Source organism: Frankia sp. R43, from assembly GCF_001306465.1.
Classification (GTDB): Bacteria; Actinomycetota; Actinomycetes; order Frankiales; family Frankiaceae; genus Parafrankia; species Parafrankia irregularis.
This window is the reverse complement of the sequence record NZ_LFCW01000001.1, coordinates 1-20970: the sequence shown is the minus strand read 5'-3', so window position 1 is coordinate 20970 and position 20970 is coordinate 1. Positions and strand designations below refer to the sequence as shown.

Below are 20970 nucleotides of genomic sequence, written 5' to 3'. Positions count from 1 at the left end.
TCTGTCAAGATCGAGGTCGGTGATGGCGGCGTGCTACTTGGGAGCCCACGGCACCGGATGCACCTCGCCTGACCACCCGCGAAGCTGCGAGGTGTCCTGCACCTTGCCGTTGTAGCCCACCCAGTGCAGGAGCATAAGCTCTACGCAGTGGACGAGCTGCTTCCATGCTTCAGCCAGGAGGCCTGGGCGGTCATAGACATCCCACACGCCCTGTGGATGCACCAGTCGGTTGCGGATCGCCGTCAACGCTGCCGGGGCGTCATGGGGCTTGCGCGCGACGGTCACGCCGAACTCCTTCAGTTTCGGCAGGTGGTCCGCGATGTCGTGAGGGATATCGGATTTTTCGAGGATGGCCCGGAAGCGTGCTGCAGCGTCCGGATACAGCTCTTCATACCGTCGCTTGCTGATGCCGGCTTCGTGCATGTTGCGCTGCATGCCGAGGCGTTCGACGACCGAGAAGGCCGCGGTGATTCGCTGTTCGAGGTAGCCAACGTGTGTCGACGCAATGTAGGATTTGATCAAGAGTGCAGCTGTCTTGCCTACCTGCTCGTCAAGTATTCTAGCGCCAACCAGCCGGGTAACGGTATCCATGGGCGAGCCGGCGAAGTGCCACCACGGGGTCACGCCGACTACCGGGTCGGCACTGCGGACGGCCCACTCGCGCCAGATGATCAGCCCGTTCTCATCCTCGGCGGCTGCCAGGCTCGGTGCTGCATCGCGACCGAGGGCGAATGACACTGCCAGTTGGTACGCGCTAATCACCGGCTGGACGTCGGTTGCCAGGAATGTGGCGCCATCGGCGCGCCGCAGGGTTGCGAGCTGGGTGATGGCGTAGCCGTAGCTGTCAGCCAACCCCCTCCGGACTTCCCGAAGATCGGGTCGGGCGTCGACCGTCATTTCCCAATCACCGACAGTCCACCGCTGACGACCTCGCCAGAAGCGTGGCCCGGCATTGCCCATGATCGTTAGCGGTTCGCCGAACCCGACATCCGGAAGGTTGACCCACCGGAGCTTGACCGCCGCCACCGCCTCGGCGACGGCTCCCACCATCCGGCCGCTGTCCAGCCATCCGGCCATCGTCGAATCATCGGGCTGGGACGACATATGTGCCCGATCGAGCACGAAGTCCTTGTAGCCATCACCGGACAGTAGCCGGAAAGAGCGATCCTTCAGCTCGCCCCACAGCCACTGCGGGGGCAGGGCTTCGGGAAATGTGGCCGTCCAGCGAAGGCCCTGTCGCGGCGACCAGGTGGCGATGACCCGAAGCTCGCACTGCAGGCCAGTCTCCTGGTCCAAGGCGGGGCCGGCGTAGAGCGTTTCGTCGGCGCTTGAGGTGCTGAGGGCAAGGAGACTCGGGTTGGCTTGCCACGTGGGTTTGTTGTTCACGGGGTCCCCTTCGGCGGGTGGCGCGGCTCATCGATCGATGCCCGCCCCGGACCAGCGCCTGCTGCCCTTCGCTGATCCAGATGAGAGCCGACCAGCTTGCACGGGATGACGAATCCGGTCAACCGGATTTGCTTGACAGGTGCTCCCGTGCGACCGTGCGCCGGCGGTCGAGCCGGCCACCAGCAGAACAGATTGGGCGGCCGTCGCCAGCAAGGTTGACCACTAACTGGCAGGCGCGCGACTCGAGGCGCGGGAACAGGAGCCGGTGCCCAGGAGGGCTGGGCGGTGTCAGCGGACTTCGACTTCGGCAGCATCACCGGCCAGCACTAGCTGGCCGGTGATGCTGGGGCCGTCGAAGGAATAGCCGGTGGTGGAGCCAGGCACGTACCGCGGGCGGGTGTCTTCGCGGGACCGGTACGATGCGCAGGCGTGAGGCAGTCGAGGTCCACCGTTCGAATGAAGCCATCCGAATAGTTCAGCGCGGCTGAAGGAACCCGTCAGCCTGCCATTCGCAGCCGGTGATCACATCGGCTCGCTCGTCTTCCGTGGTGGCTCGTCCGGGGCGCCAGGCCATATCGACGACGCGCTCACACATACTTGAGCTGCCGACACCCCACGAGGTCGCGATCTGTTGCCCGACCTCGAGCAGCTCAGAAGAGAAGCATCGACCGATATCATCGGGATTCGAGTCACAGTCCTCCGATTCTGCTGATGAGTCTGGCTCATCATTCCGGCCGGATGCCTCGCGAGTGATCGCTCCTATCACCAGTGCAATGAGTAGCACGATGCAGGCGGCGCTTATGGCTGCGCAGATTCTGATGACGGGTGACGTGCCCTGCCACCAACGCGAAGGCCCGCTTGGGACGGGGCGGTCAGGCTCTACGACGGTGATCTCTCCGGAAGGTGCGCGATGAACCACGAGCGATGAGCGGCCGGTCGGGACATTTGCACTCGCGTCCGCCACGTAAATCAGCATGTCAGGTGTAGCCGGGTCCCACCCCTGATCGCACATCCAGTCCAGAACAGCGGCGCCGAGGGCGTGCGGGTCGATGGGACAGTCCGGCGCTGAGATCTCGATTCCCGGCACCTGATCGCCGTCCGAAGCTGAGATCAGAATGTAGATGGTCATGGCCCCCCGTTCAGTGGTGGTCGGCACCACGGCCGTACCACGCATGTTCTTTGCCGCGCCAGAGCTCGAAGGCCTTCCAGGCGGAATGCTCGAAGGAGCGGCGCATCCGCGCAAGCAAAGAACTGGAAGCTCTGGCAGCGGTGCCGCCCGCGATCAGGCGGCACCGCTAACCGCACGATTCTGCCAGGCTTTACTCAGCCGTTATCGCCGGGGTGGTACAGCCACCCACTGATCCGACCTGAGGCCGGTCAATCGCCTGTTTCAGAGTGCTCCGCCTCCGCGTTGTGACGGCGTTCGAGGAGTGACGTCACATGGCTGTGGGCTCCACCAAGGCCGGGCTCCGCCGGGCGATGAAGCGTCTCGGTGGGCACCCGGTCCGGCATACGCGCGGTGACGATGTGGAACAGATCAGTCGGCACACGGCACTGTTCAATGAGCTGGACCTCATCGATGCCGGCCTGTTCCAGGATTTCGACGGCCCGGGGCAGCAGCGACGGCTGCTCAACGGCGCTGACCAGGCCCGGCTCATCGCGGCGCCATCCGCGTGTCGAGATGGTCGTCATAGCGTTGCGGTAGGACACGTCGTTGAGCCGGCCGAGCCAGCGGGCCCGGTACAGCAGGGCCTGGATACTGACCCCCCACTGCTCTTTGAGGCGGAACAGAGTTTTCCAGACGCTCCCGCCCATGGCGGCCGGGAGCAGGTCGTGGATCTGCTCGGCGGGCATCAGTAGTTCGGCCGCGAAGCGATGTGCCTGATCCTCGACGATCCGGCCGCCCGGCTCGGCATCGCTGTGCATGACGAGGTGCCCCAGCTCGTGGGCCACGTCGAAGCGCTGCCGGTAGTAGTCGCGTTTGATCGGGTTCAGGACCACCACCGGGCGCAGGCGGCTGTCGAAGGAGTATGCATCCACGGATGAGGCGTCGAGAGGACTGAAGACCACGAGCACACCGTGGTTCTCCAGAAGTCGGACGAGGTGTCCGGCGGGCCCGGCAGCCATGCCCCATTGCTCCCGGACCAGCTGAGCGGCGCGTTCGGGGCCGTCACCGTCACGATCGTCGACCGCCACCGAGAGGCTCGGAATCGCGGGTTCTGGAAACACGACATGTTTTTCCAGGCTGGTCGCGACGTCCACGGCCACCTGCCCGAAGGCGAAGGCCTGGTCGCGGGCGAGCTGGGTGGTTGAGCGGAGTGACCGGAAGTGCGGGGTGGTGCTGAGCGCGGCGACGTCGTCGGGCCGGACTGAAAAGAAGCCCGGCTCGACCGAGAGGCTTAGTGCCAGCTGCGCGACCGTGGCGGCTGCGGGCCGCTTGGCCCCGGACTCCCAGGCCGCCACCGCGGTCGGGCTCTTCCCGACCGCGGCGGCAAGATCACTTTTGCGGAGGCCTGCGAGCTGGCGGGCCAGGGTGAGGCGAGCGCCATCGAAGAACGCAGTGGCCTCGGCCACCCGGTCGGCTGCCGGCGGACGCGCACTCACTGTTCGCCGCTGGCGCGGTCACCACGTCGCTCTTCGACCGGCTGACGCAAGTAGACAGCGGCATCCGCCACGGGGCTTGGCCCGGAGGGAAGCGGGGCATCGACGTCGGTGCGGTACCCGCCTTCGATGGGCGGAACGCCCAGAAGGTGTTCGTACCAGTGCCACCCCTTCCCGCCCCCGGCGTTCAGCCGGGGGCGGCCGTAGACCAGCTCCGGAACTCCGGTCAGCGGATCAAGGGTGTGCGCGACCACGAACGTCGGAAGATCGAGCTCTTCGGCGGTGTTCAAGGCTACAAGGCCGTCGATCTCCTCCTCGTCGTCAAAACCGTCGAAGAGCGTGGGCGCGGGCTCTGGGTTGCGCTGGCGGGCAACGGACTGCTTCGTCGGGCTGCGCTGCGGCCATGGCAACCGGTCGATCTTGCCTGGCTTGCATGCGGCGAGCAGGAATCGCCGGCCTGTGTGGGCCCAGCCGGGGCTGGTGTTGAGGTCGGCACGGTGTACCAGGCCCGGATCGAGCCGAGGCATGGTCCGGATGTCCTGCTTGGTGAGTTCTTCGAACAACTGGTCGAGTGCGGCGTTCGGGTCGGCCTCGCTGGAGGTGCTGATCGAGTACCGCTCGCAGGTGAAGACGCGGTCCAACCGGTTCTGGAAGAGAGTGAACCGGGTGGTGCCTAGCCAAGCCGCGTTATGGCCGGCGCCTTCGGAGTAGTCGTTCAGGGACCGCGCGACCGCTGACCGGTATGCCCAGCGCAGCCCGTTGAGGACTCCGGCGGCTTCGAGCTCCTCGATGACATCCTGCTGCTCGCTCACGGTGCGCAGCGTACACGATGATCAGTAGTTGATGTTGTGGGATGAACCAGCAGTCGTGTCGGGTGCGTGGGACCACACCATCCGGATGGTTGCCCGTGAGTGCTGGCCGGGCTCGATGGCCAGCGCCGCGGTGGGACTCAGGGGTAGCCGCAGCATCGAGTGTCGGTTGATGCCGCTACCCAGCCGGGTCCTCGGGTGGCGTCGCGAAGTCGACCCGCTGATAGTTCGGCCTGATGCCGAGGCAGGCGCTGAACTCGTCGGCCAGGGCCTTGCAGCTGCGCCAGGCCCAGTCGGTGCAGCCGTGCCCCAGTACCTGATCAGGAAAGTACGGGTTCCCAGACGAGGTAAGGGGGTTCAAGGGAAGACTCTTCCCGCGCAGCTTCTTCGTCAGCCGGTGTACTTGATCCCCGCCTAGCGTCTGCGGCTTGTAATGGATCAGAGCATTCCGGATCTCGACGACAAGCGCGACATCCTGGTAAGGCTGGCGGCCTCGCTCGAACGGTTCCTGCCCGTTGGCAACGAGCGCGGCATCGAGCTTCTGCAGCGTCGGGAGCTGATCCAGATTTCCGTCGTTCCACATCCAGGCGAGCACGCGCTTGGCGTCGTCGGCGAGCGGAGCCACATAGGCATCTTCATGCTTGTCGTGCCCGTCGACGATATCAAGGAATATCTCATTGATCATCGCCTCGAGGAACATGCACGAAGCGGTGATCGAACCGATCACATATCCTCGGTGCGCAGGATCGAACCTTCGCGATTTCTGAGACTCGGTGACAGCTTGCTCAGCCCTGCCCGCCTGATCGCTGAACTGCCGGGCGGCGTGCAGATAGTGTGTCGAAAAGTAGCTCCGCGTGGCTACGGTAATCGAAAGGGCAGTGGCCACATCCAGTGCTGGCCCTATTGCGATTTTCGTCGGTTCCTTGTCCACGCTGCAGCCCCCGTTCGGCCATTCTAGCCATGTGAGGAGCCTACCGCCCTCCATTTTGGAAGTAGACGGCGTGGCCGTCGATCGCCGCCCCGAGCGCCGTCCGCACCCGCCGCCCCATATACGGCCGCAACAGCCCTTCGGCCTCCTCGACGGTGCAGAAGCGCACCGCTCGCAGCTCCGGGTCCCGGATCCGCAGGGTCGCTACTTGCTCGGCGTCTAGGACTCCACCGTCGAAGACGAAAGCCAGCAGATCGTCCCAGGGGCCATGGAGCGGCACCCACTCGACGCAGAGCAGCTCCCCGATGGGTACCTCGAGGCCGAGCTCTTCCCGGAGTTCACGCCGAAGAGCATCGCGGGGGGCTTCGTTGGCTTCGGCCATGCCGCCGGGCAGGTCCCAGTCGGGCTTGTACACCGGATCGACGAGCAGGATCCGACCGCTCTGGTCGCGGATGAGGGCATCGGCAGAGACACGCTTGCGGGCTTGACGGGCGTTGCCTTCGGCGAGGTAGGCCATGTCCTCAGGGGAGGGGTCGCCGCCGTAGGCCGCCCGCCACTCCTCTTCGATACTCATGGGGTTGCCGGCCGCTGCGCCGGCAGGGTTGCCGCCAGCTGATCGTGGAAGGCCGCGACGGCGGGCACGCCGGCGTGGGGATGCAGGGTGTGGCCGAGGGATCGCAGGTGCCGGGTGACCCGTTGGGATGCCAGGTGTGGCATGTGTTCGAGCACCGTCGTGCCCATCGTGGCGGCGGCGTCGAGATCTCCCTGGCGGAGGTGCATGCTGGCCTGGGTGAGCTGGGAGAATGATCGGCTTCGCACGCGGTCCATGCCTCGCAGCCGGAGCACGATCGCCACCTCACGCAGGCCCGCTTCGAGGTGGCCCAGGTCGCGCCGGGCGATGGCGGCTTCGGCAGCCAGAGCCGCTTCGTCGAACGGGCTGAGCCAGGTGGACGGCGCTGGCGCCGTGGCCGCGAGTTCGACTCCGGCGTGGTGGAGAGCGCGCAGGCAGGCCGGCTCGTCGCGAAGCAGGGCCAGGCCGCGGGCGCTCATGGCGTGAAGCCGCGCCCGCAAGGGGGCGCAAGCCGGACCCGGCGGCACGAGTACCAAGCCGGCCTCGGCCAGACGGACAGCTTCGGCGGTGCGGCCATGCTCCAGGGCGAGATGGCTTTGGCTGACCAACACTTGGGCGCTGAGGGCCGGGTCGTCCGCGGCACTCGCTAGGCCGAAGGCCTGGGCAAAATGACGACGGGCCTGGTCAGGGCGGTCGTCGTCGTAGGCCAGCCACCCGGCCATGTCGGTGAGGGATGCCGCCGCGCTGAAGGCCGCGGGGTCGGGCTGGACGGAGCCGGCCAGCTGGGAAAGCACGTCGGTGTGGAGGAATCGGGTCACCACGGGGTAGAGGCGGCCGCTTCCGAGCTGCCGGTCGGCAGCGCGAAAGGCGATGGTCGCGGCGCGGATGGATTCAGCGTCCGGTTGCCGGCTGGCAGGCCTTCCTCTTTCCTCTTCTTCTTCCTCCCCGCTCGACACCCACCGGTTCGCCGACGCGGTGGCTTCGATGTCGAGGCGGTCGGCGGCAGGGGCCGCCGCTCTCGGCTGGCCGGGCAGGTCGAACCACAGCAGCTCGGGCGGCAGCTTGAGGATGGCGGCCCAGCGAACCAGCCGGTCAAGGTCCCTGATGGGTGGACCGGACTCGATGCGGCTGATCTGTGCCTGAGTCAGGCCGAACCATGCCCCGAGCCGCTCTTGGCTAATGGGCCGGCGGTGGTAGCGATGGGTGCGGTAGGCCACGGCGACGAGGCCGATGTGCTGAGCGGCAAAAGCATCGCGAAGCTGGTCGGTCTGCCAGAAAGACAGCGGCACATCCGGCGGTATGCCGTCGCGGTCCCGTTCGCGCCGCAGGCAGGCGGCGCAGTGGGATTCGCGGTGATCACCGGCCAGGCGGGTGCCGCACGCGCAGTACCGGCGTCTTGATGTACCGCCCATGATCGCCCCCGTCCGCGTGCGGGTTTCGGTGGGGAATGCCGTGGCCTCGGGAGTGTACCGGGCGGTGACGGAAACGCATGCCCTGACCACGCATCCGGCGTATGCCCGGCATACGCGCGGCGGCATGGTCGCGGATCGGCGCTTCGGTGAGGGTTGTCCCAGGCGCCCGGGGCTGGGTCGGAGCCCGTCGTCCACACCGACCGCTCCCCGGCCTCGGGCGCTGCCATGTTCCCGGCTGGTTGGAGCGCCGGGCCGAGGGAGGGCGAAAACGCCATGAGCGGAATGGATCGCCAACCGGAACCCGAGCCGGAGTGCGCGGAGAATGTCGCGCTGCGCCTGATGGAACTCAGGGCACGGGCGGCACTGGGACAGATGGAAGCCGTGGCGCGCGACTTCGTCGCCGATGCTGCGTCGCTGCCTTTGGTACCGCTGGAGCGGGCGGCCTTCGGGGAGAAGGTCGAGACCATCGCTGCGGAGCTGCGGTGGCTGGCCGAGCGGGTGGGCCAGGTGGCTGAGCGGGTGGAATGCGGGGACGGCCCGAGACCTGGGGCTGAGCGGTCGTCGGCAGCGCTACCTCGGCGGATTCCCCGGCCCCGGCGCTGTGGGGGCGGCACGAATGGAGCTGGACGGTGACTCGGCCGGAAATGGCGGTGACACCCGAGGCGGTGGGGGCCGGAGCCAGGCCGGTGGCCTATGGCTACATCTGCGTGCAGCACGAGGACGAAGACGTGATCTCAGAGCTGCACGATGCGGTGACAGCCTTCGCCGAGAGGGAGGGCTTGGGGCTGCGGGAGATCTATGTGGATCGGAACGTGTGGCCAGGGCAAACGGTGCGGCCGGGGCTGGTGGTGCTGCTCGATGCGGTGGCGCGGGAGGAGACAGGGTGTGTGGTGGTGGTGCCCATCACCACACACTTGTCGCCGGCGGCCAGGGTGCGGGAGGCGGTGACGGTGGGGATTGAGCAGGCGGGGGGACGGGTGGTTGTCGTGGAGGAGAAGAATAGAGGTCCGCGCATGACTGAGGATTGAATGGTTCACGGAAATTCTACGGCGTCACGCCACGGACGTATCTCTTTTTGAGGGAAAAAGTCTTGGCCAGGTTTCTTGGATGCTTCGTTCGTACGAATCCGCGAGCTCCGGAGCATCCAATTTGAGGCCGATCCAGAGATAAAGTTCCATCGCATACCCGTCGAGGGAGGAGCCTTCAAACGGGTCATCCTTCGAGAAAAAAGCGCGAGTAATGTCGCCGTACTCTTGGAGTTTTTTGCGATCGAGACTAGATGATGCGCTAATCAAATTAAACAGAACGACGGCAAGTTCATCGCTCGCGGAAAAATCTTTTGGAAAACTCTCAAAGCTCATGAATATATTTTACGCCATTGACCTCAATTCGAAAAGAGCCAGTTTATAGACATGGCTCAGGTCTTTGGCGTCTCAGGAAATTCTAGGAACCCTGTCCAGTGTAGTAGCCGCGGTCGGTTCCGCCACCCCGACCGTCGTAGTGGTCATGGCCCCGCGCATCCCGCGAGCCGTAGAAGTCGTTCTGGCTCACGTGGCCATCCGTGAGAAGCGTTTGCCCCTCCTTCGAGGTGCCCTCGCGACCAAAGGAGGCCGTAACGTCCTCCCCCTGCTCATTGGTGCCGTGGACCAGCCCGGACCAGAGCGAGCTTCCGCCCTGGTTGGTGTTACCTCCGGAGGAGTTCCAGCCCATCGCGTCTCCGTCCTTTCATCTTCTGTCGGTGTGTCCACCCTCGCGGTCTACCTGACCGCTGGACCCATCCTTACCGAAAGATGACTCCCTGCCCACCCTCCGCAGCAGGGATCTTTCACTGCAGATCTTCCCTGTCGCACCTGGAAAATCTGTCAACTGCGCCTCGCAGCGTTACCCTGTCCGATTTCGCCAAAAATTAACGATTTGGCGCCTTGTGCCATTTCTCAAGATTATTAAGCGATTTACCCGCTTTCCACGAGTCTTGCGTATTAATTTTTATGCACCATTGATGTTCTATTGTCTACCTTGAGGCTATAATGATCGAGGCCGTCCGCGTCGCATGCTGGAGTGTGCGGGCGATCAAATTGGTACGAAAAGAGCAAACTGCACTATGAGGAGCGTTTCAGTTGTCGTCGAGGGTGCGTAGCCAGAAGCAGGAGCAGATCAACTTGGCTGGCGTGCTACGCATACAGGGCAGGACCTGGGTCGAGATTGCCGAAGTTATGCGGTTGCGATACAGCGTCAACATGAGGGTCGCGCTTCGTCTCGCGCACGGGTGGAGCCAGCGGGAAGTTGCTGACCGGTGGAACGGGAAATGGCCGGCCGACCAGAAGACACTGAAAAATATTTCGTACTGGGAACAGTGGCCTGGAGCAACTGGGCATTCACCGTCGCTTGATACCCTCTCCAAACTGGCCGAACTCTACGAGTGCGCCATCGCGGATCTCGTTGCAGATAGCTCTGACTTCCGGAATGTCGACAGTAACTGCACGTCGGATCGATCCGAGAACGAAGCTGCGATCGGCGATTCAACGGAATCTAGACTCAGCCTGAGTTGGATGATCGAGAGACTCAAAGTCATCGATGTCGATCAACTTTCTGAGGTGCTGAGTAAGTGGGCGCTGGATGTAGAGTCTGATGGCGACACAGATCGTCGATCGCTACTCTTGAAGCTGAGCGCCGGTCTCTCGATGGCCGCCGCGTCGCCGGTTTTCGACGATGGCTCTGAGATCGGCCCGAGGGCAAAGAGTGTAGTCTCCTCGACATCAAGTCTAACTGGAATATGGCGCAGCGGCTATGTCTATCAGAGTTCAACCAGAGATGGTCAATTCTCGGACGAGCACTACGTTGTGTTTCGCCAGCAGGGGGGTCAAGTGACGGGGCAAAGTCTCCCCCATTCGCAGGACTCCCGCATAGGATTCAACCTATCACTGGCTGGTTCGGTGCTTACCGGAAGCTGGACCGAACGAACCTCCCCCACCGGCTACTACAAGGGGGCGACGTACTATGGTGCAATTCAGCTTCTCTTGGACCCGTTGTGTCGAAGCATGACTGGAAAATGGATCGGTTTCGGCAAAAGCTTTGAGATTAACACGGGCGACTGGGATCTTACATGGGTTGATGGATCAATCTCCAAGCGAACCCAGCGCGAATATTTTTATAAGGCATAACCTCGGAGGGTCATCGCTTTTCACGGATACCTACTCATTGAGAATGGCGACAATTGCCGTTCCGGGAGAGAAAGTTTCACGCCGGATAAGCTCGAAGAGGCCGTACATCATCTTTGCTTCATAGACCCATTCGAGGACAATGGTATGGCGTCTGCGAAAATCCTCGATAAAATCGGCGAGGTGCGAATTAGATTTTGCGAACCCGCCAAAATGAAACCCGCACTCAAGCGTCCAGTTGCCGGAATCGTATCCGAAGGCCTCGCGTTGCAAGCGATTTATCTCGCCGGTTAGAAACTCTCCCCCCTTCAGAACCGGGAAGCCGAGAGCCTGCCGCCCGGCGCTTAGTCCTGCCGCAACACCAGCGAGCGTGCCGCCTGTGCCACAGGAACAACATATTACGTCGAATGGCTGAGTGATCTCAGCAGGGAGTTCGGCACAGCCACGAATACCGAGTTCATTGCTCCCCCCTTCCGGGATGAGGTAAAAATCGCCGAACCTACCGCGAAGCTTCCTTAGCGCCTCGACTGACCCCTTAGAGCGATAAGATGTACGGTCCAAATAGTGCAACTCCATGCCGTGATCTTGCGCGTACGACAGGGTCGGATTTAGAGGTAGATGCTCCTCTCCGCGAACGATACCGATGGTCTGAAAATCGAAATAATACCCGGCCGCGGCCACCGCGCGAAGGTGGTTCGAGTAGGCGCCACCGAAGGTCAACAGCTTCGTGTGCCCTTCTGCGCGCGCAACTGCAATATTGTACTTTAGCTTACGCCATTTATTTCCGGGAATTTCCGGGTTTATCAGATCGTCCCTTTTTAGGAAAATTCGCAGTTCTGCATGGCTTGCTCGATCATCGTGTAGCTCTTCGAGTGGCGAAGGTAGTAGTAGCTTAAGATTTTCTGATTTATTCACAGATGCCCTCTGTGTCTTTCGCCCATGGCGGTTATACGGAACTGAACCGGAGGGCTATTTCGGGTCGCCATGTGCATCCTTCCAACCGTTCGTCATCCACTTCCTCCACTGAGTCAATAGACTCCGACCGTGATCGGTAGCTTCGATCGCGGCCTGAAATCCGGCCAGTCCGCCGGCTCCCGCGCGCATTATGATCATTCGAAGGTGTGCGGCTTCTGCTGCGCTAAATGGCGGATGCCAGCCGGCGATACGCACCAAGTAGTCAACGTGATGTTCGAGCCCACTTCTCATGATCCGTTCGCCATACGTCGACACATACTGATCAAGTAGGTGGAGCTGTAGGGCCATGGCGTACAGCGCGTTGTCGGTGGCGGCGTCGAAGTCGCGAGAACCGTCTTTGTTCACCTTGGCCAAGCCAACCGCGATGAACTCGGCGCGGAGCAAGTAGACCGCGCTCCAGATCCGGGCAGAGAGTTCCTCTCGGTGGACAAGGTCTTCCGGCTCGACTGAGGGCGACCCGTCGGTTGCCGGACGCTCGTGCCGGTCTATGTCATAACCACCGAAGAGCGTGCGCGAATGGTAGCGCAGAGTGTCAGTCCGCAGGCCCTCGGCCACAGCAGCGACGATCCGGCTCTCCAGATGCTTGCGGAGATATTCGGGGTCGTACCCAAGCGCGACGGCCGCTCGCTCGCGCCGAACGGTCAGTGTGGTGCCCGTGGTGCCGGGTGCCAGCCCGAAGAGCGCTGGTGCGCCCGAAGCCAACGCAGGTTCGGCCTCCAGCTTCGTTATGACCGCTTCGAACACACGGTTGAGAGCTACGACGCGCAGCGCAGCCTCATCAAGGCGAGGACTCCTGGCCAGCACGCCCGAAAGGTACTGGAGGCGACCGGCAGTCTGGATAGTGGCTGGAAGGCCGGGCCGGAGCACACGACGCACCTCGACCCTGATATCGGACGCATCTGGAACGGTCCAGACCTCCGGCACCACCTCGCGAGCGTAGGCCGGCTCGAAGAGCCGGCCTACGCCCAAGGCGGGGGTTTGGTCCATCGGGGCGCCAGATGGAGCGCTATCCACCACCAGAGCTCCTTGAGCATCGGTCACCGAGAGTGACGGCCTGTCGTGTCCAGATCACGCCCACTAAATATGCCTGCGAATGTCCAGTCGCCGGGCAGATGGTGTCCCTGCCCGAACCTCAGGGGGTCGACGCATACGCCTCCTGAGCGGCTGATCCCGATGGCAGCAAGGACGGAAGGCGCATCATGTCCGATTACCTCCTCGACCGCTCCTCGGCCCCCACCCGCTTTTCGCTCTCCCACTATGCCCCGACCCGCGACCTCAACCGGGCCATGGACCGGGAGCTGTCTGTTGGCATGACGGTGGCTTCGCGGATCGATGCGGCCGGCTACGTCGCCCGCACCGCGCTCAGCTGCGTGGAGGCGCTGAGCAAGGCGGAAGCCGGTCTCGTGGCCGCGGCGCCGGCGGCGACCGAGCGGGCGCGGGCCATCGTTGATGCCTTCACCGCGGTCGCGATGGCCGAGGTCGCCTCTCTGGGACGGCGGTGCGAGCGATGAACGACGACCTGATCTTCCTTCTGCTCCTCGTCGGCTTCACCCTGGCTATCGGGGTGTGGATGTTCACCGCGGACCGTCGGGAGGACCCACCCGGCGAACATGGTGAGCGGACGCGCACGGAGCAGCGGACCCAGGCCCAGATCGACGCCCTACGCGCCTCGCGGCGCATCGGCACAGCGTTCTGGCGAGGGACACGGGCCATGCATGACGCCGCGCGCGATGAGCGCCGTGACGAAGGCAGGCAGTGAGCCGATGGTGGGCTCGTTGGACCCCCGCGACCTGGCGAAGTTCCTGATGGGCGGGGCCTCGGCGCTGCTGCTCGTGTGGCTGGGATCGATCGTTGTATCCCAGCTGATCGCCGCCATTGTGCCGCTGCTGTTCATGATCCTTGCGGTCGGCATCTGGTGGGAGCGTTTCTTCGACGGCCGAAAGTAGGGCTGTCGGTTCGCGGTCCGTCAGCCTAGCGGACGGACCGCGAGGCCCTACGAGTCTTCCGGCCGAAGATGCGCCGCCGGCTTTTCCCCTCGTCTTTCTACGAAAGGTTCTGTGGTGTCTCTGTCCCTGGCAGAGTTGCACGAGGCTTCGGTGCAGTACTGCTTCGAGCGGGCGCTGCTGGTGCCTCTGATCGACTGGCGTGCGGTCCGGGCTGACCCGACAGTTGGCCAGCGCATCGCCCGGTGCTACCTCGCCGCGCCGGTTGTCGACCAGCGAGCGTTGCCCGCCTACCGAGCCCTGCGCCAGGAGATTAAGGCGCAGTTCGCCTGGCTCACCGATCCGCCGGAGCGTGGCGGCCTGGGAATCCGCGTGATCGTCCAGGTCGAGGAAGCCTACGGTGACGTCGAGGACCTGGTGGCCGAGCTGTGCAAGGCCCGGCAGGTACGGGTCTTCGACAGCGCAGCAACCGGCGACGAGCACCCGTTCTTGACGCAAGGCGAGCTGAACCGGCTGCAGGTACTGCACGACGTCTTCGGGCACGCCGTGGCTGTGGTCGGCTTCGACACGCACGGATCCGAGGCGGCCTGGATGCGGCACTCGGTGATGTTCGGGGCACTGGCCCGGCAAGCGATGGGCAGTGAGATCCGGGGACGGCAGTGCGCGCTGTTCTATGGGCATCCGGCGCATGGAGTACCCAAGGCAAAGATGATGTCGTTGCCGGAGCGTTATACAGAGCCGAGATTCGAGCTGTGGGTATGAGCGGCGGTCGGCCCGAGGTTTGTCGATGCTACGGCACCATCCTGGCCGATCCGCTTGGTACTTACTTCGCCTCTCATCATTCCCCTTGGCGTCCGCCGGCCCGTGGCTAATTCAACCAACCGTAAAAGGAACCTTCATGAACCCCGAACTCTACGGATACCTCTGCTTGCTCTCGGCTTTTGGCTGGGCTGTCTTCATCTTCTGGCCCGACCGGGGGGTGGGTCGATACTCCCGGATCCGGCTGCATCTGCGCCGGTGGCTGCTGGCCTCGTGGCGGGCACAGTTCCAGATCATCCGGAGGTTCTTTCAGTGAGGCCGGAGCGGGTCGCCGGCTTCCTGGCTGCCCTGTGCGCTGGCGCACTGTTCCTGATCTTCGGCTGGATCGTGCTGCGGCAGATCCTACTGGGCGCCTTGCCAATGCTCGCCGGCCTGATGGTGTTCTTCGGCACCGGCGCGTGGCTGCTGGGCTGGCGGGGACGCCGGTAGATTCCGAGCCCTGCGACCCCTGGCCGGCCTGTGCCGCCCGGTGTTGTGGAATCGACAAAATGGGGCAGACTACCTTGACCGTGTCCCGGATAGTCACGCATAGTGATCGCTAGATGGGCGTGACCTGCTAAGTCACGAGCGTACGCGCTCCTTGGCACCTGGCCTGCTCGAGCACGAGCCGCTGAAAAGGCACGGGTGCCAGCCTGCCGGCCCGGTTCAGGGCCCCCCACGAATCCATATCCGCATCTCGCGGCTGGTTTCGTGCGCCCAAAAACCGGGCCGGCAGGCGCCCTCTCCCAGTAATCAAAGGAGGTTTGTCTATGGCAGAAGAATCATCAAGGGCGGTGCGCGTCACTGCCGAGGAACGGACGCACCCCGCCCTGCGGCGCCTTGCGCGAGCTTGTATTGCCGCGGCCCGGCACCAGCTGGGTCTGGCCACGGCGCCGGAGCCGCAGCCGGGGGAGCCCGACGCTACCGGGCCCGCGCCGGAGGTCAAGTCATGAGCGCGATCGACCTTGTTTGGTACGAGCTGTACATCCCGCGCGGCGTCGGATTCGCCGCCGTCACGGGGCTCATGCGTCCGCTGGCCTCTCGGCCGCGTACATCCGGCGCATTCGGTCGAACGCCGGTAGTGGTGTTCGAAGTCTGGCAGATCGAGGGGGCGGTGCGCTGGCTCATTGGCCTTGAGCGCGAGATCTCGGCGTCGGTCCGCCAGCAGCTTCGGGCCGCCCTGCCCCACCTCGGCCTGGTGAAGGTCGCGCCGTCGGCTCGTCCGGCGCTGACCCTCGCCGCGGATATCCGGCTGGAAGGCCTGTCGGCCATGCTGCGCACGGAGATGGCCGCGTCGGTCAGCGCCGGCGTGCTGGCGGTGTTCGAGGGAATATCGCCGGGCGAGGCCGCGGTGGTCCAGTGGGTCATCGGGCCGGCGTACACCCACCCGGGGGAACCGCCGGTCTTCGACATCGCCCAGGCGCTCGGCCTGCGCAGCATGGGAACCCCAGACGCGACGCATCACCAGCGGTGGCGAGAGAAGATCACGGAACCGCTCTTCGGGGTGCGAGGGCGCATCGCGGCCGCCTCCGATAATCAAGATCGAGCCAAGGTAATTATCACCCGGCTGTCCGGCGCGCTGAGCCTGGCCAGCAGCGCCCATGCCCGGCTGCACCGTGGCCCGATCAGTAGCCGCACGGCCCGGGCCGCGATGGAGGCCTACCACCCGCGGGCCTCCTGGGCGGGCTTGCTGAACGCAGCGGAGCTGGCGACGGTCGTTGCCTGGCCCATCGAGGGGGTGCCGCAGGCCGAGGCCCACACCATGGGCGGCTACCGGCGGCCGGTACCACCGGCGCTGCTGGTTGCCGACGAGCCCGAAGCCATCCGTCGCGGCGATCGGATCGTCGGCGCCAGCCTGCATCCGGCCGATGGCGGCCGGCTCGTGACCGTTCCAGCCGAGACCAGTTTGCGGCACGTGCACATCGTTGGCCCGACTGGTTCCGGTAAGTCCACCTTGCTAACCGACCTCGTGCTCAGTGACGCTGCGGCAGGCCGGGCGATCTTCCTGGTTGAGCCGAAGGGTGACCTCATCGAAGATCTATTAGCCCGTATGCCGCATAGCCGGCATAACGACGTCGTGATCATCGACGCCGCTGAATCGGACCACCCGGTGGGCCTCAACGTCTTGGCTGGGCCGCTGGAGGAAGCCGAACGGCGGGCCGATCAGCTGGTGCACCTGCTGCACGAGCTGAACTCGGCCAGCTGGGGTCCCCGTACGGGCGACATCGCTCTGCATGCCCTGCTCGCGCTGTGTCGCCTGTCGGATGGGACTTTTGCGGATCTTCCGGCCCTCCTCGGACAGGCCGGCTTCCGCCGCCAGGTGCTCGCCAAAGTCAGCGATCCGCTGGTGCTGGGGCCATTTTTCTCCTGGTATGACGGCCTGTCTGAGGCCGAACGGGCCCAGGTCGTGGCCCCACTCCTGAACAAAACAAGATCGTTTCTGAGTCGTCAAGCGGTGCGCCGCATGCTCGGTCAGCCCCGGCCGCGCTTCGAGCTGGACGATGTCTTCGGCACCGGCCAGCGGCGCATCGTGCTCGTGTCCCTGAACCGGGGACGCCTTGGCCCTGAGGCCAGCGGGTTGTTGGGCGCCTTGCTGCTCAGCCAACTCTGGTCCGCTATCCAGCGCCGGGCGGCGCTGCCGGCCGAGGCCCGTCATCCGGTCATGGTGGTGATCGACGAGTTCCAGGACTACCTGAAGCTATCCGTTGACTTCGGTGAGTTCCTGGCTCAAGTGCGCGGACTGGGCGTCTCGCTCACGGTGGCCCACCAGCATCTGCGGCAATTGCCCGCCGAGCTGCGGGCCAGCACCTTGGCCAACGCCCGGTCCCGCTTCGTCTTCCGACCGGCCGATGACGATCTTAAGCCGTTGGCCGTGGCGCTGGGTATCGCCCCCGAGGACCTGGCGGCCCTCGGCGCCTACCAGGTCAGCGGCCGGCTGGTACTCGGCGGCGCGCTGACCCCGGCCTTCGGCGTGGCGACCCGTCCGCTCCGCCCGGCCACCACCAACCCCGACGACCTTCGCGCAGCCAGCCGCGCCCGCTTCGGCGCGGACGGCGCCGCTGTCGATGCTGCCCTGCTTGATCGCTGGGAACGCGGCGCCTCCCCTCCCTCGGCACCGATCGGCCTCCGGCCACGGAGGTCGTCATGACGACCTCCGTTGTCCTTGATCCAGCCGTCCGCTGGCCTGCCGGTCGCCCTACCGCTGGCGTCGATGAAACAGGTGGCCTGAGCAGCGGATTCAGGGCCTGGCCGCCAACGACGCTTCCGTCATCGGGAGCCTCCCGATGACGGGGCGTCGCCTATCGGCCCAGCACCTGCGTGAGCGCCTGAGCGAGCGGGATATGGCGGTGCTGGGGTCGCTCGATGAGCTGCGGCTGATGACCGGTGATCAGCTTCGCCGGCTCCATGTATCTGACGGATCCGCGCTGACACAGGCCCGTCGAACCCGCGCCGTACTGAGTCGAAAATGACTCAGGGTGAGGCTGTCAGGGTGACCTGGTGGCCGAGCTGTTGGAGCTGGTGGACGAGCTTGCGGGTTTGACGTTCGGGGTCCTGGCGGCGTTGGTAGTAGTCGGGGCCGAGGTCGCGGTAGGTGGTCTGGTCGTGGAGCAGGTGCCAGGCGATCACGAGCATGGTGTGGGAGACCGCGACGAGGGCGCGTTTGCTGCCGCGGCGGGTGGCGATCCGCCGGTAGTGGGCGGACAGGTAGGTGGTCTTCGACCGGGACGCGGAGGAGGCGGCCTCGCCGAGGGCTCCGCGCAGCCAGGTGTCACCGCGGCGGGTGCGGCCGGAGTAGTGCTTGCCGGCCGACTCGTTGTTCCCGGGACACAGCCCCGCCCAGGACGCCAGATGTCCGGCGGTGGGGAACCGGGTCATGTCACCGCCGGTCTCGGCGATGATGATCTGCGCGATGCGGGCGTTGATCCCGGGGATGCCATCGAGGCGGTCGACCGCGGCCGCGAACGGGGCGATCTCGGTCTCGACCTGGGCGGTGAGGTCGGTGATGGTGGCGGTCGCGGCGTCGATGCGGCCCAGCATGGTGGTGCAGAGGAAGGCATGGTGGTCGTCGAACCGGCCGGTGAGCGCGTCACGCAGAGCGCCGATCTTCCGGCGCATTCCGGTGCGCGCCAGGTCCGCCAGGACATGTGGGTCGCGTTCACCGGCGATGAGGGCATCCAGCATGGCCCGGCCGGAGACACCGAGAATGTCGGAGACGAACACCGACAGCTTGATCCCGGCGTCCTCCAACACCCGGTGCAGACGCTGGATCTCGCGGGTGCGTTCCTGGGTGACGACGGTGCGGTAGCGCGTCAGGTCCCGTAATCGCCGGATCGGTGGGGGCGGAACGAAGCTGGGCCGGACCAGGCCGTGTTCGATCAGCCTGGCGATCCAGGCGGAGTCGGCAACGTCGGTCTTGCGGCCGGGGACGTTGCGCATGTGCCGGGCGTTGAGGAGCTGGCAGTCGAAGGCGTCCTCAAGCAGGTAGAACACCGGCTTCCAGTAGTCGCCGGTGGCTTCCATCCCGACCACGGTCACCTGATGCGCGGCCAGCCAGTCCCGTAACTCCAGCAGCGCTGGTGTGGTGGTGGCGAACGTGCGGACTTCCTGCCGGCGGCGTTTCCCCGGACCGGGGATCCGGATGCAGGCCTTCACGTCGGCCTTGCCGATGTCGAGACCGGCGCACCGCTCGACGAGTGTCTCCACTGGCCACCTCCCACCGTGTGTCAGGCGGGACGTCCGGGGAGACCGACCAGGCGAAGAAGAAGCTGAGTCACGTGCTCGCAGCAACAGTCACGGGTGCCTGAAGGCGGCCTCCAGCGTCCGACTGCAACCCGGGCTCACAGCACCAAGTACTAACGACGTCGACCGAACGCCCCACCACATTTTCACCCTGTCCCGGGTGGCCCCACCAGGGGCCATGACGGACTGCAACGGCAGTTGTGATGTCTGTGGTGGATGATCTGGGTTGTGGTGGTGGAGGCGTGGGCGGCTGAGCTGGACGGGCTGTGCGCACGGGCCGGGGGGCGGTTCGGTCGGGCTGAGCCGCGGCGGCGGGTCCGTGAGTATGTGTCTGGGCTGGTCGCGGGCCTGGATCGGAAGAACGGGTGGACGCTGGCGGAACGGGCTGGTGAGCGGTCGCCGGACGGGATGCAGCGGCTGCTGCGCCGGGCTGACTGGGACGTCGATGGGGTCCGGGATGATGTGCGGGCCTTCGTGGTGGACCGGCTTGGGGACCCGGCCGCGGTGCTGATCGTCGATGACACCGGGTTCCTGAAAAAGGGGACCCGGTCGGCGGGGGTGCAGCGGCAGTACTCGGGGACGGCGGGACGGCGGGAGAACTGCCAGATCGGGACGTTCCTGGCCTACCGGTCCCGGTGGGGCCATGCGCTGATCGACCGGGAGCTCTACCTGCCGGAGTCCTGGACCGAGGATCGAGATCGCTGCCGGGCGGCGGGGGTGCCCGACGAGGTGGAGTTCGCGACCAAGCCTCGTCAGGCGATGGCGATGCTGGAACGGGCGATCACGGCCGGGGTGCCGTTCGGCTGGGTGACCGCGGACGAGGCCTATGGGCAGGTCAAGTATCTGCGGGTCTGGTTGGAGGAACAGAAACGCGCCCATGTGCTGGCCACGAAATGCAACGACACCCTGATCACCAGTGTGGGTGGGCAGGAACGCGCCGACCGGCTGATCGCTGCTCTGCCCGCCCGGGCGTGGTGCCGGATCTCGGCCGGCGCGGGAGCGCACGGGCTGCGGGACTACGACTGGGCGAGGGTCGAGATCCGTCTGCGGGTCTGGTGGGAGCCGGGCTGGGGGCACTGGCTGCTCGCCCGGCGCCACCGCACCAGCGGGGAGCTGGCGTTCTACGTCTGTTTCGGTCCGCGGCGCACCACCCTGGCGCAGCTTGTGACCGTGGCCGGGGCTCGCTGGCCGATCGAGGAATGCTTCCAGCAGGCGAAGCAGACCTGCGGCCTCGACGACTACCAGGTCCGTGACTACCGGGCCTGGTACGCCCACATCACCTTGTCGATGCTCGCCTACGCAGCTCTGGCCGCGGCCCGCGCCGGCCAGGTAAAAGGGGACCCCTGCCCGCCGGCATGGGCATGATCGGACTGACCTTACCCGAGATCCGCCGGCTGATCGTCACCCTCCTGCACCGCATCCACCCCGCTGACCATGTCTGGGCGTGGTCGGCCTGGCGTCGCCGCCGTCAGCACCAGGCCCGACGCAGCCACTACAAACGACGAGGACACAGCCAAGTGCCGTTGCAGTCCGTCATGGCCCCTGGTGGGGCCACCCGGGACAGGGTGAAAATGTGGTGGGGCGTTCGGTCGACGTCGTTAGTACTTGGTGCTGTGAGCCCGGGTTGCAGTCGGACGCTGGAGGCCGCC

The 20970-nt window shown here is 65.2% G+C and carries 21 protein-coding genes; 10 read left to right on the top strand and 11 right to left on the bottom strand.

All coding sequences use genetic code 11. The annotated features are described in order from the left end of the window. Nucleotides 1–33 precede the first annotated feature (33 nt). The 7 genes from ACG83_RS00085 to ACG83_RS00060 all read right to left on the bottom strand — a co-directional run bounded on the left by ACG83_RS00085 (nucleotide 34) and on the right by ACG83_RS00060 (nucleotide 7707). Nucleotides 34–1386 carry a hypothetical protein gene (locus ACG83_RS00085; protein ID WP_054564127.1) on the bottom strand — a complete coding sequence of 451 codons (1353 nt, stop codon included), beginning with the start codon at nucleotides 1384–1386 and terminating at the stop codon, nucleotides 34–36. A 475-nt stretch (nucleotides 1387–1861) separates the two neighbouring features. Beyond that, a complete protein-coding gene (locus ACG83_RS43695) occupies nucleotides 1862–2515 on the bottom strand; it encodes a hypothetical protein (protein ID WP_152991209.1) in 654 nt (217 codons plus the stop codon). Nucleotides 2516–2763: 248 nt separating this feature from the next. Then, on the bottom strand, nucleotides 2764–3990 hold the full coding sequence (locus ACG83_RS00080; protein WP_054564126.1) for an ImmA/IrrE family metallo-endopeptidase: 1227 nt from the start codon (nucleotides 3988–3990) through the stop codon (nucleotides 2764–2766). Next, nucleotides 3987–4799, bottom strand: coding sequence for a hypothetical protein (locus tag ACG83_RS00075; protein WP_054564125.1), 813 nt, complete (start codon nucleotides 4797–4799; stop codon nucleotides 3987–3989). The genes ACG83_RS00080 and ACG83_RS00075 overlap by 4 nt, the downstream gene beginning before the upstream one ends. Nucleotides 4800–4974: 175 nt before the next feature. Continuing rightward, nucleotides 4975–5727 (bottom strand): hypothetical protein, encoded by a 753-nt coding sequence (locus ACG83_RS00070; RefSeq protein WP_152991208.1) that lies wholly within the window; start codon nucleotides 5725–5727, stop codon nucleotides 4975–4977. Nucleotides 5728–5767: 40 nt separating this feature from the next. Next, nucleotides 5768–6298, bottom strand: a complete 531-nt coding sequence (locus ACG83_RS00065) for an NUDIX hydrolase (protein ID WP_054564123.1) — start codon at nucleotides 6296–6298, stop codon at nucleotides 5768–5770. Further along, nucleotides 6295–7707 (bottom strand): helix-turn-helix transcriptional regulator, encoded by a 1413-nt coding sequence (locus tag ACG83_RS00060; RefSeq protein ID WP_152991207.1) that lies wholly within the window; start codon nucleotides 7705–7707, stop codon nucleotides 6295–6297. Before ACG83_RS00060 ends, ACG83_RS00065 begins: the two co-directional genes overlap by 4 nt. A gap of 273 nt (nucleotides 7708–7980) precedes the next feature. Between ACG83_RS00060 and ACG83_RS00055 the strand changes: the two genes are divergently transcribed. Next, nucleotides 7981–8340, top strand: a complete 360-nt coding sequence (locus ACG83_RS00055; protein WP_152991206.1) for a hypothetical protein — start codon at nucleotides 7981–7983, stop codon at nucleotides 8338–8340. After that, complete coding sequence (locus ACG83_RS00050) at nucleotides 8337–8735, top strand: recombinase family protein (protein WP_235497467.1); 399 nt, start codon at nucleotides 8337–8339, stop codon at nucleotides 8733–8735. Before ACG83_RS00055 ends, ACG83_RS00050 begins: the two co-directional genes overlap by 4 nt. Nucleotides 8736–8759: 24 nt before the next feature. On the opposite strand, the gene ACG83_RS43690 is transcribed toward ACG83_RS00050, so the two are convergent. Continuing rightward, entirely contained in the window at nucleotides 8760–9068 is a 309-nt protein-coding gene (locus ACG83_RS43690; protein WP_152991205.1) for a hypothetical protein, read from the bottom strand. 768 nt (nucleotides 9069–9836) lie between these two features. On the opposite strand from ACG83_RS43690, the gene ACG83_RS43685 reads away from it, so the two are divergent. Next, the gene (locus ACG83_RS43685) at nucleotides 9837–10868 is read left to right on the top strand and encodes a helix-turn-helix domain-containing protein (RefSeq protein WP_152991204.1); all 1032 of its coding nucleotides are present in this window, start codon (nucleotides 9837–9839) and stop codon (nucleotides 10866–10868) included. A 30-nt stretch (nucleotides 10869–10898) separates the two neighbouring features. Here the strand turns inward: ACG83_RS43685 and ACG83_RS41795 are convergent, their stop codons facing one another. Both ACG83_RS41795 and ACG83_RS00040 read right to left on the bottom strand, forming a co-directional pair. Next, nucleotides 10899–11780, bottom strand: coding sequence for a 1-aminocyclopropane-1-carboxylate deaminase/D-cysteine desulfhydrase (locus tag ACG83_RS41795; protein WP_083472932.1), 882 nt, complete (start codon nucleotides 11778–11780; stop codon nucleotides 10899–10901). Between the two features lie 54 nt (nucleotides 11781–11834). After that, complete coding sequence (locus ACG83_RS00040; RefSeq protein ID WP_152991203.1) at nucleotides 11835–12857, bottom strand: hypothetical protein; 1023 nt, start codon at nucleotides 12855–12857, stop codon at nucleotides 11835–11837. A gap of 182 nt (nucleotides 12858–13039) precedes the next feature. Here ACG83_RS00040 and ACG83_RS00035 point away from each other — a divergent pair, with 182 nt between their 5' ends. From ACG83_RS00035 to ACG83_RS00015, 6 genes are all read left to right on the top strand, one after another. After that, nucleotides 13040–13351, top strand: coding sequence for a hypothetical protein (locus ACG83_RS00035; RefSeq protein ID WP_054564117.1), 312 nt, complete (start codon nucleotides 13040–13042; stop codon nucleotides 13349–13351). Beyond that, complete coding sequence (locus tag ACG83_RS00030) at nucleotides 13348–13599, top strand: hypothetical protein (RefSeq protein ID WP_054564116.1); 252 nt, start codon at nucleotides 13348–13350, stop codon at nucleotides 13597–13599. Before ACG83_RS00035 ends, ACG83_RS00030 begins: the two co-directional genes overlap by 4 nt. After that, the gene (locus ACG83_RS00025) at nucleotides 13580–13786 is read left to right on the top strand and encodes a hypothetical protein (RefSeq protein ID WP_161934711.1); all 207 of its coding nucleotides are present in this window, start codon (nucleotides 13580–13582) and stop codon (nucleotides 13784–13786) included. The genes ACG83_RS00030 and ACG83_RS00025 overlap by 20 nt, the downstream gene beginning before the upstream one ends. 114 nt (nucleotides 13787–13900) lie before the next feature. Beyond that, complete coding sequence (locus ACG83_RS00020; protein ID WP_152991201.1) at nucleotides 13901–14545, top strand: hypothetical protein; 645 nt, start codon at nucleotides 13901–13903, stop codon at nucleotides 14543–14545. Nucleotides 14546–14854: 309 nt separating this feature from the next. Further along, on the top strand, nucleotides 14855–15031 hold the full coding sequence (locus tag ACG83_RS45180; RefSeq protein ID WP_161934710.1) for a DUF4175 domain-containing protein: 177 nt from the start codon (nucleotides 14855–14857) through the stop codon (nucleotides 15029–15031). Between the two features lie 499 nt (nucleotides 15032–15530). Then, nucleotides 15531–17729 carry a type IV secretory system conjugative DNA transfer family protein gene (locus ACG83_RS00015; protein ID WP_054564113.1) on the top strand — a complete coding sequence of 733 codons (2199 nt, stop codon included), beginning with the start codon at nucleotides 15531–15533 and terminating at the stop codon, nucleotides 17727–17729. A 323-nt stretch (nucleotides 17730–18052) separates the two neighbouring features. Here the strand turns inward: ACG83_RS00015 and ACG83_RS00010 are convergent, their stop codons facing one another. After that, the gene (locus ACG83_RS00010) at nucleotides 18053–19285 is read right to left on the bottom strand and encodes an IS110 family transposase (RefSeq protein ID WP_054564112.1); all 1233 of its coding nucleotides are present in this window, start codon (nucleotides 19283–19285) and stop codon (nucleotides 18053–18055) included. Nucleotides 19286–19549: 264 nt separating this feature from the next. Here ACG83_RS00010 and ACG83_RS00005 point away from each other — a divergent pair, with 264 nt between their 5' ends. Further along, a complete protein-coding gene (locus ACG83_RS00005; protein ID WP_054565296.1) occupies nucleotides 19550–20686 on the top strand; it encodes an IS701 family transposase in 1137 nt (378 codons plus the stop codon). Nucleotides 20687–20970 lie beyond the last annotated feature (284 nt).

Excerpts from the sequence above, each read along its gene's own strand:
- ACG83_RS43695 (WP_152991209.1), bottom strand. The coding sequence starts at position 2,515 with ATGACCATCTACATTCTGATCTCAGCTTCGGACGGCGATCAGGTGCCG.
- ACG83_RS00065 (WP_054564123.1), bottom strand. The coding sequence starts at position 6,298 with ATGAGTATCGAAGAGGAGTGGCGGGCGGCCTACGGCGGCGACCCCTCC.
- ACG83_RS00060 (WP_152991207.1), bottom strand. The coding sequence starts at position 7,707 with ATGGGCGGTACATCAAGACGCCGGTACTGCGCGTGCGGCACCCGCCTG.
- ACG83_RS00055 (WP_152991206.1), top strand. The coding sequence starts at position 7,981 with ATGAGCGGAATGGATCGCCAACCGGAACCCGAGCCGGAGTGCGCGGAG.
- ACG83_RS43690 (WP_152991205.1), bottom strand. The coding sequence starts at position 9,068 with ATGAGCTTTGAGAGTTTTCCAAAAGATTTTTCCGCGAGCGATGAACTT.
- ACG83_RS00035 (WP_054564117.1), top strand. The coding sequence starts at position 13,040 with ATGTCCGATTACCTCCTCGACCGCTCCTCGGCCCCCACCCGCTTTTCG.
- ACG83_RS00030 (WP_054564116.1), top strand. The coding sequence starts at position 13,348 with ATGAACGACGACCTGATCTTCCTTCTGCTCCTCGTCGGCTTCACCCTG.
- ACG83_RS00015 (WP_054564113.1), top strand. The coding sequence starts at position 15,531 with ATGAGCGCGATCGACCTTGTTTGGTACGAGCTGTACATCCCGCGCGGC.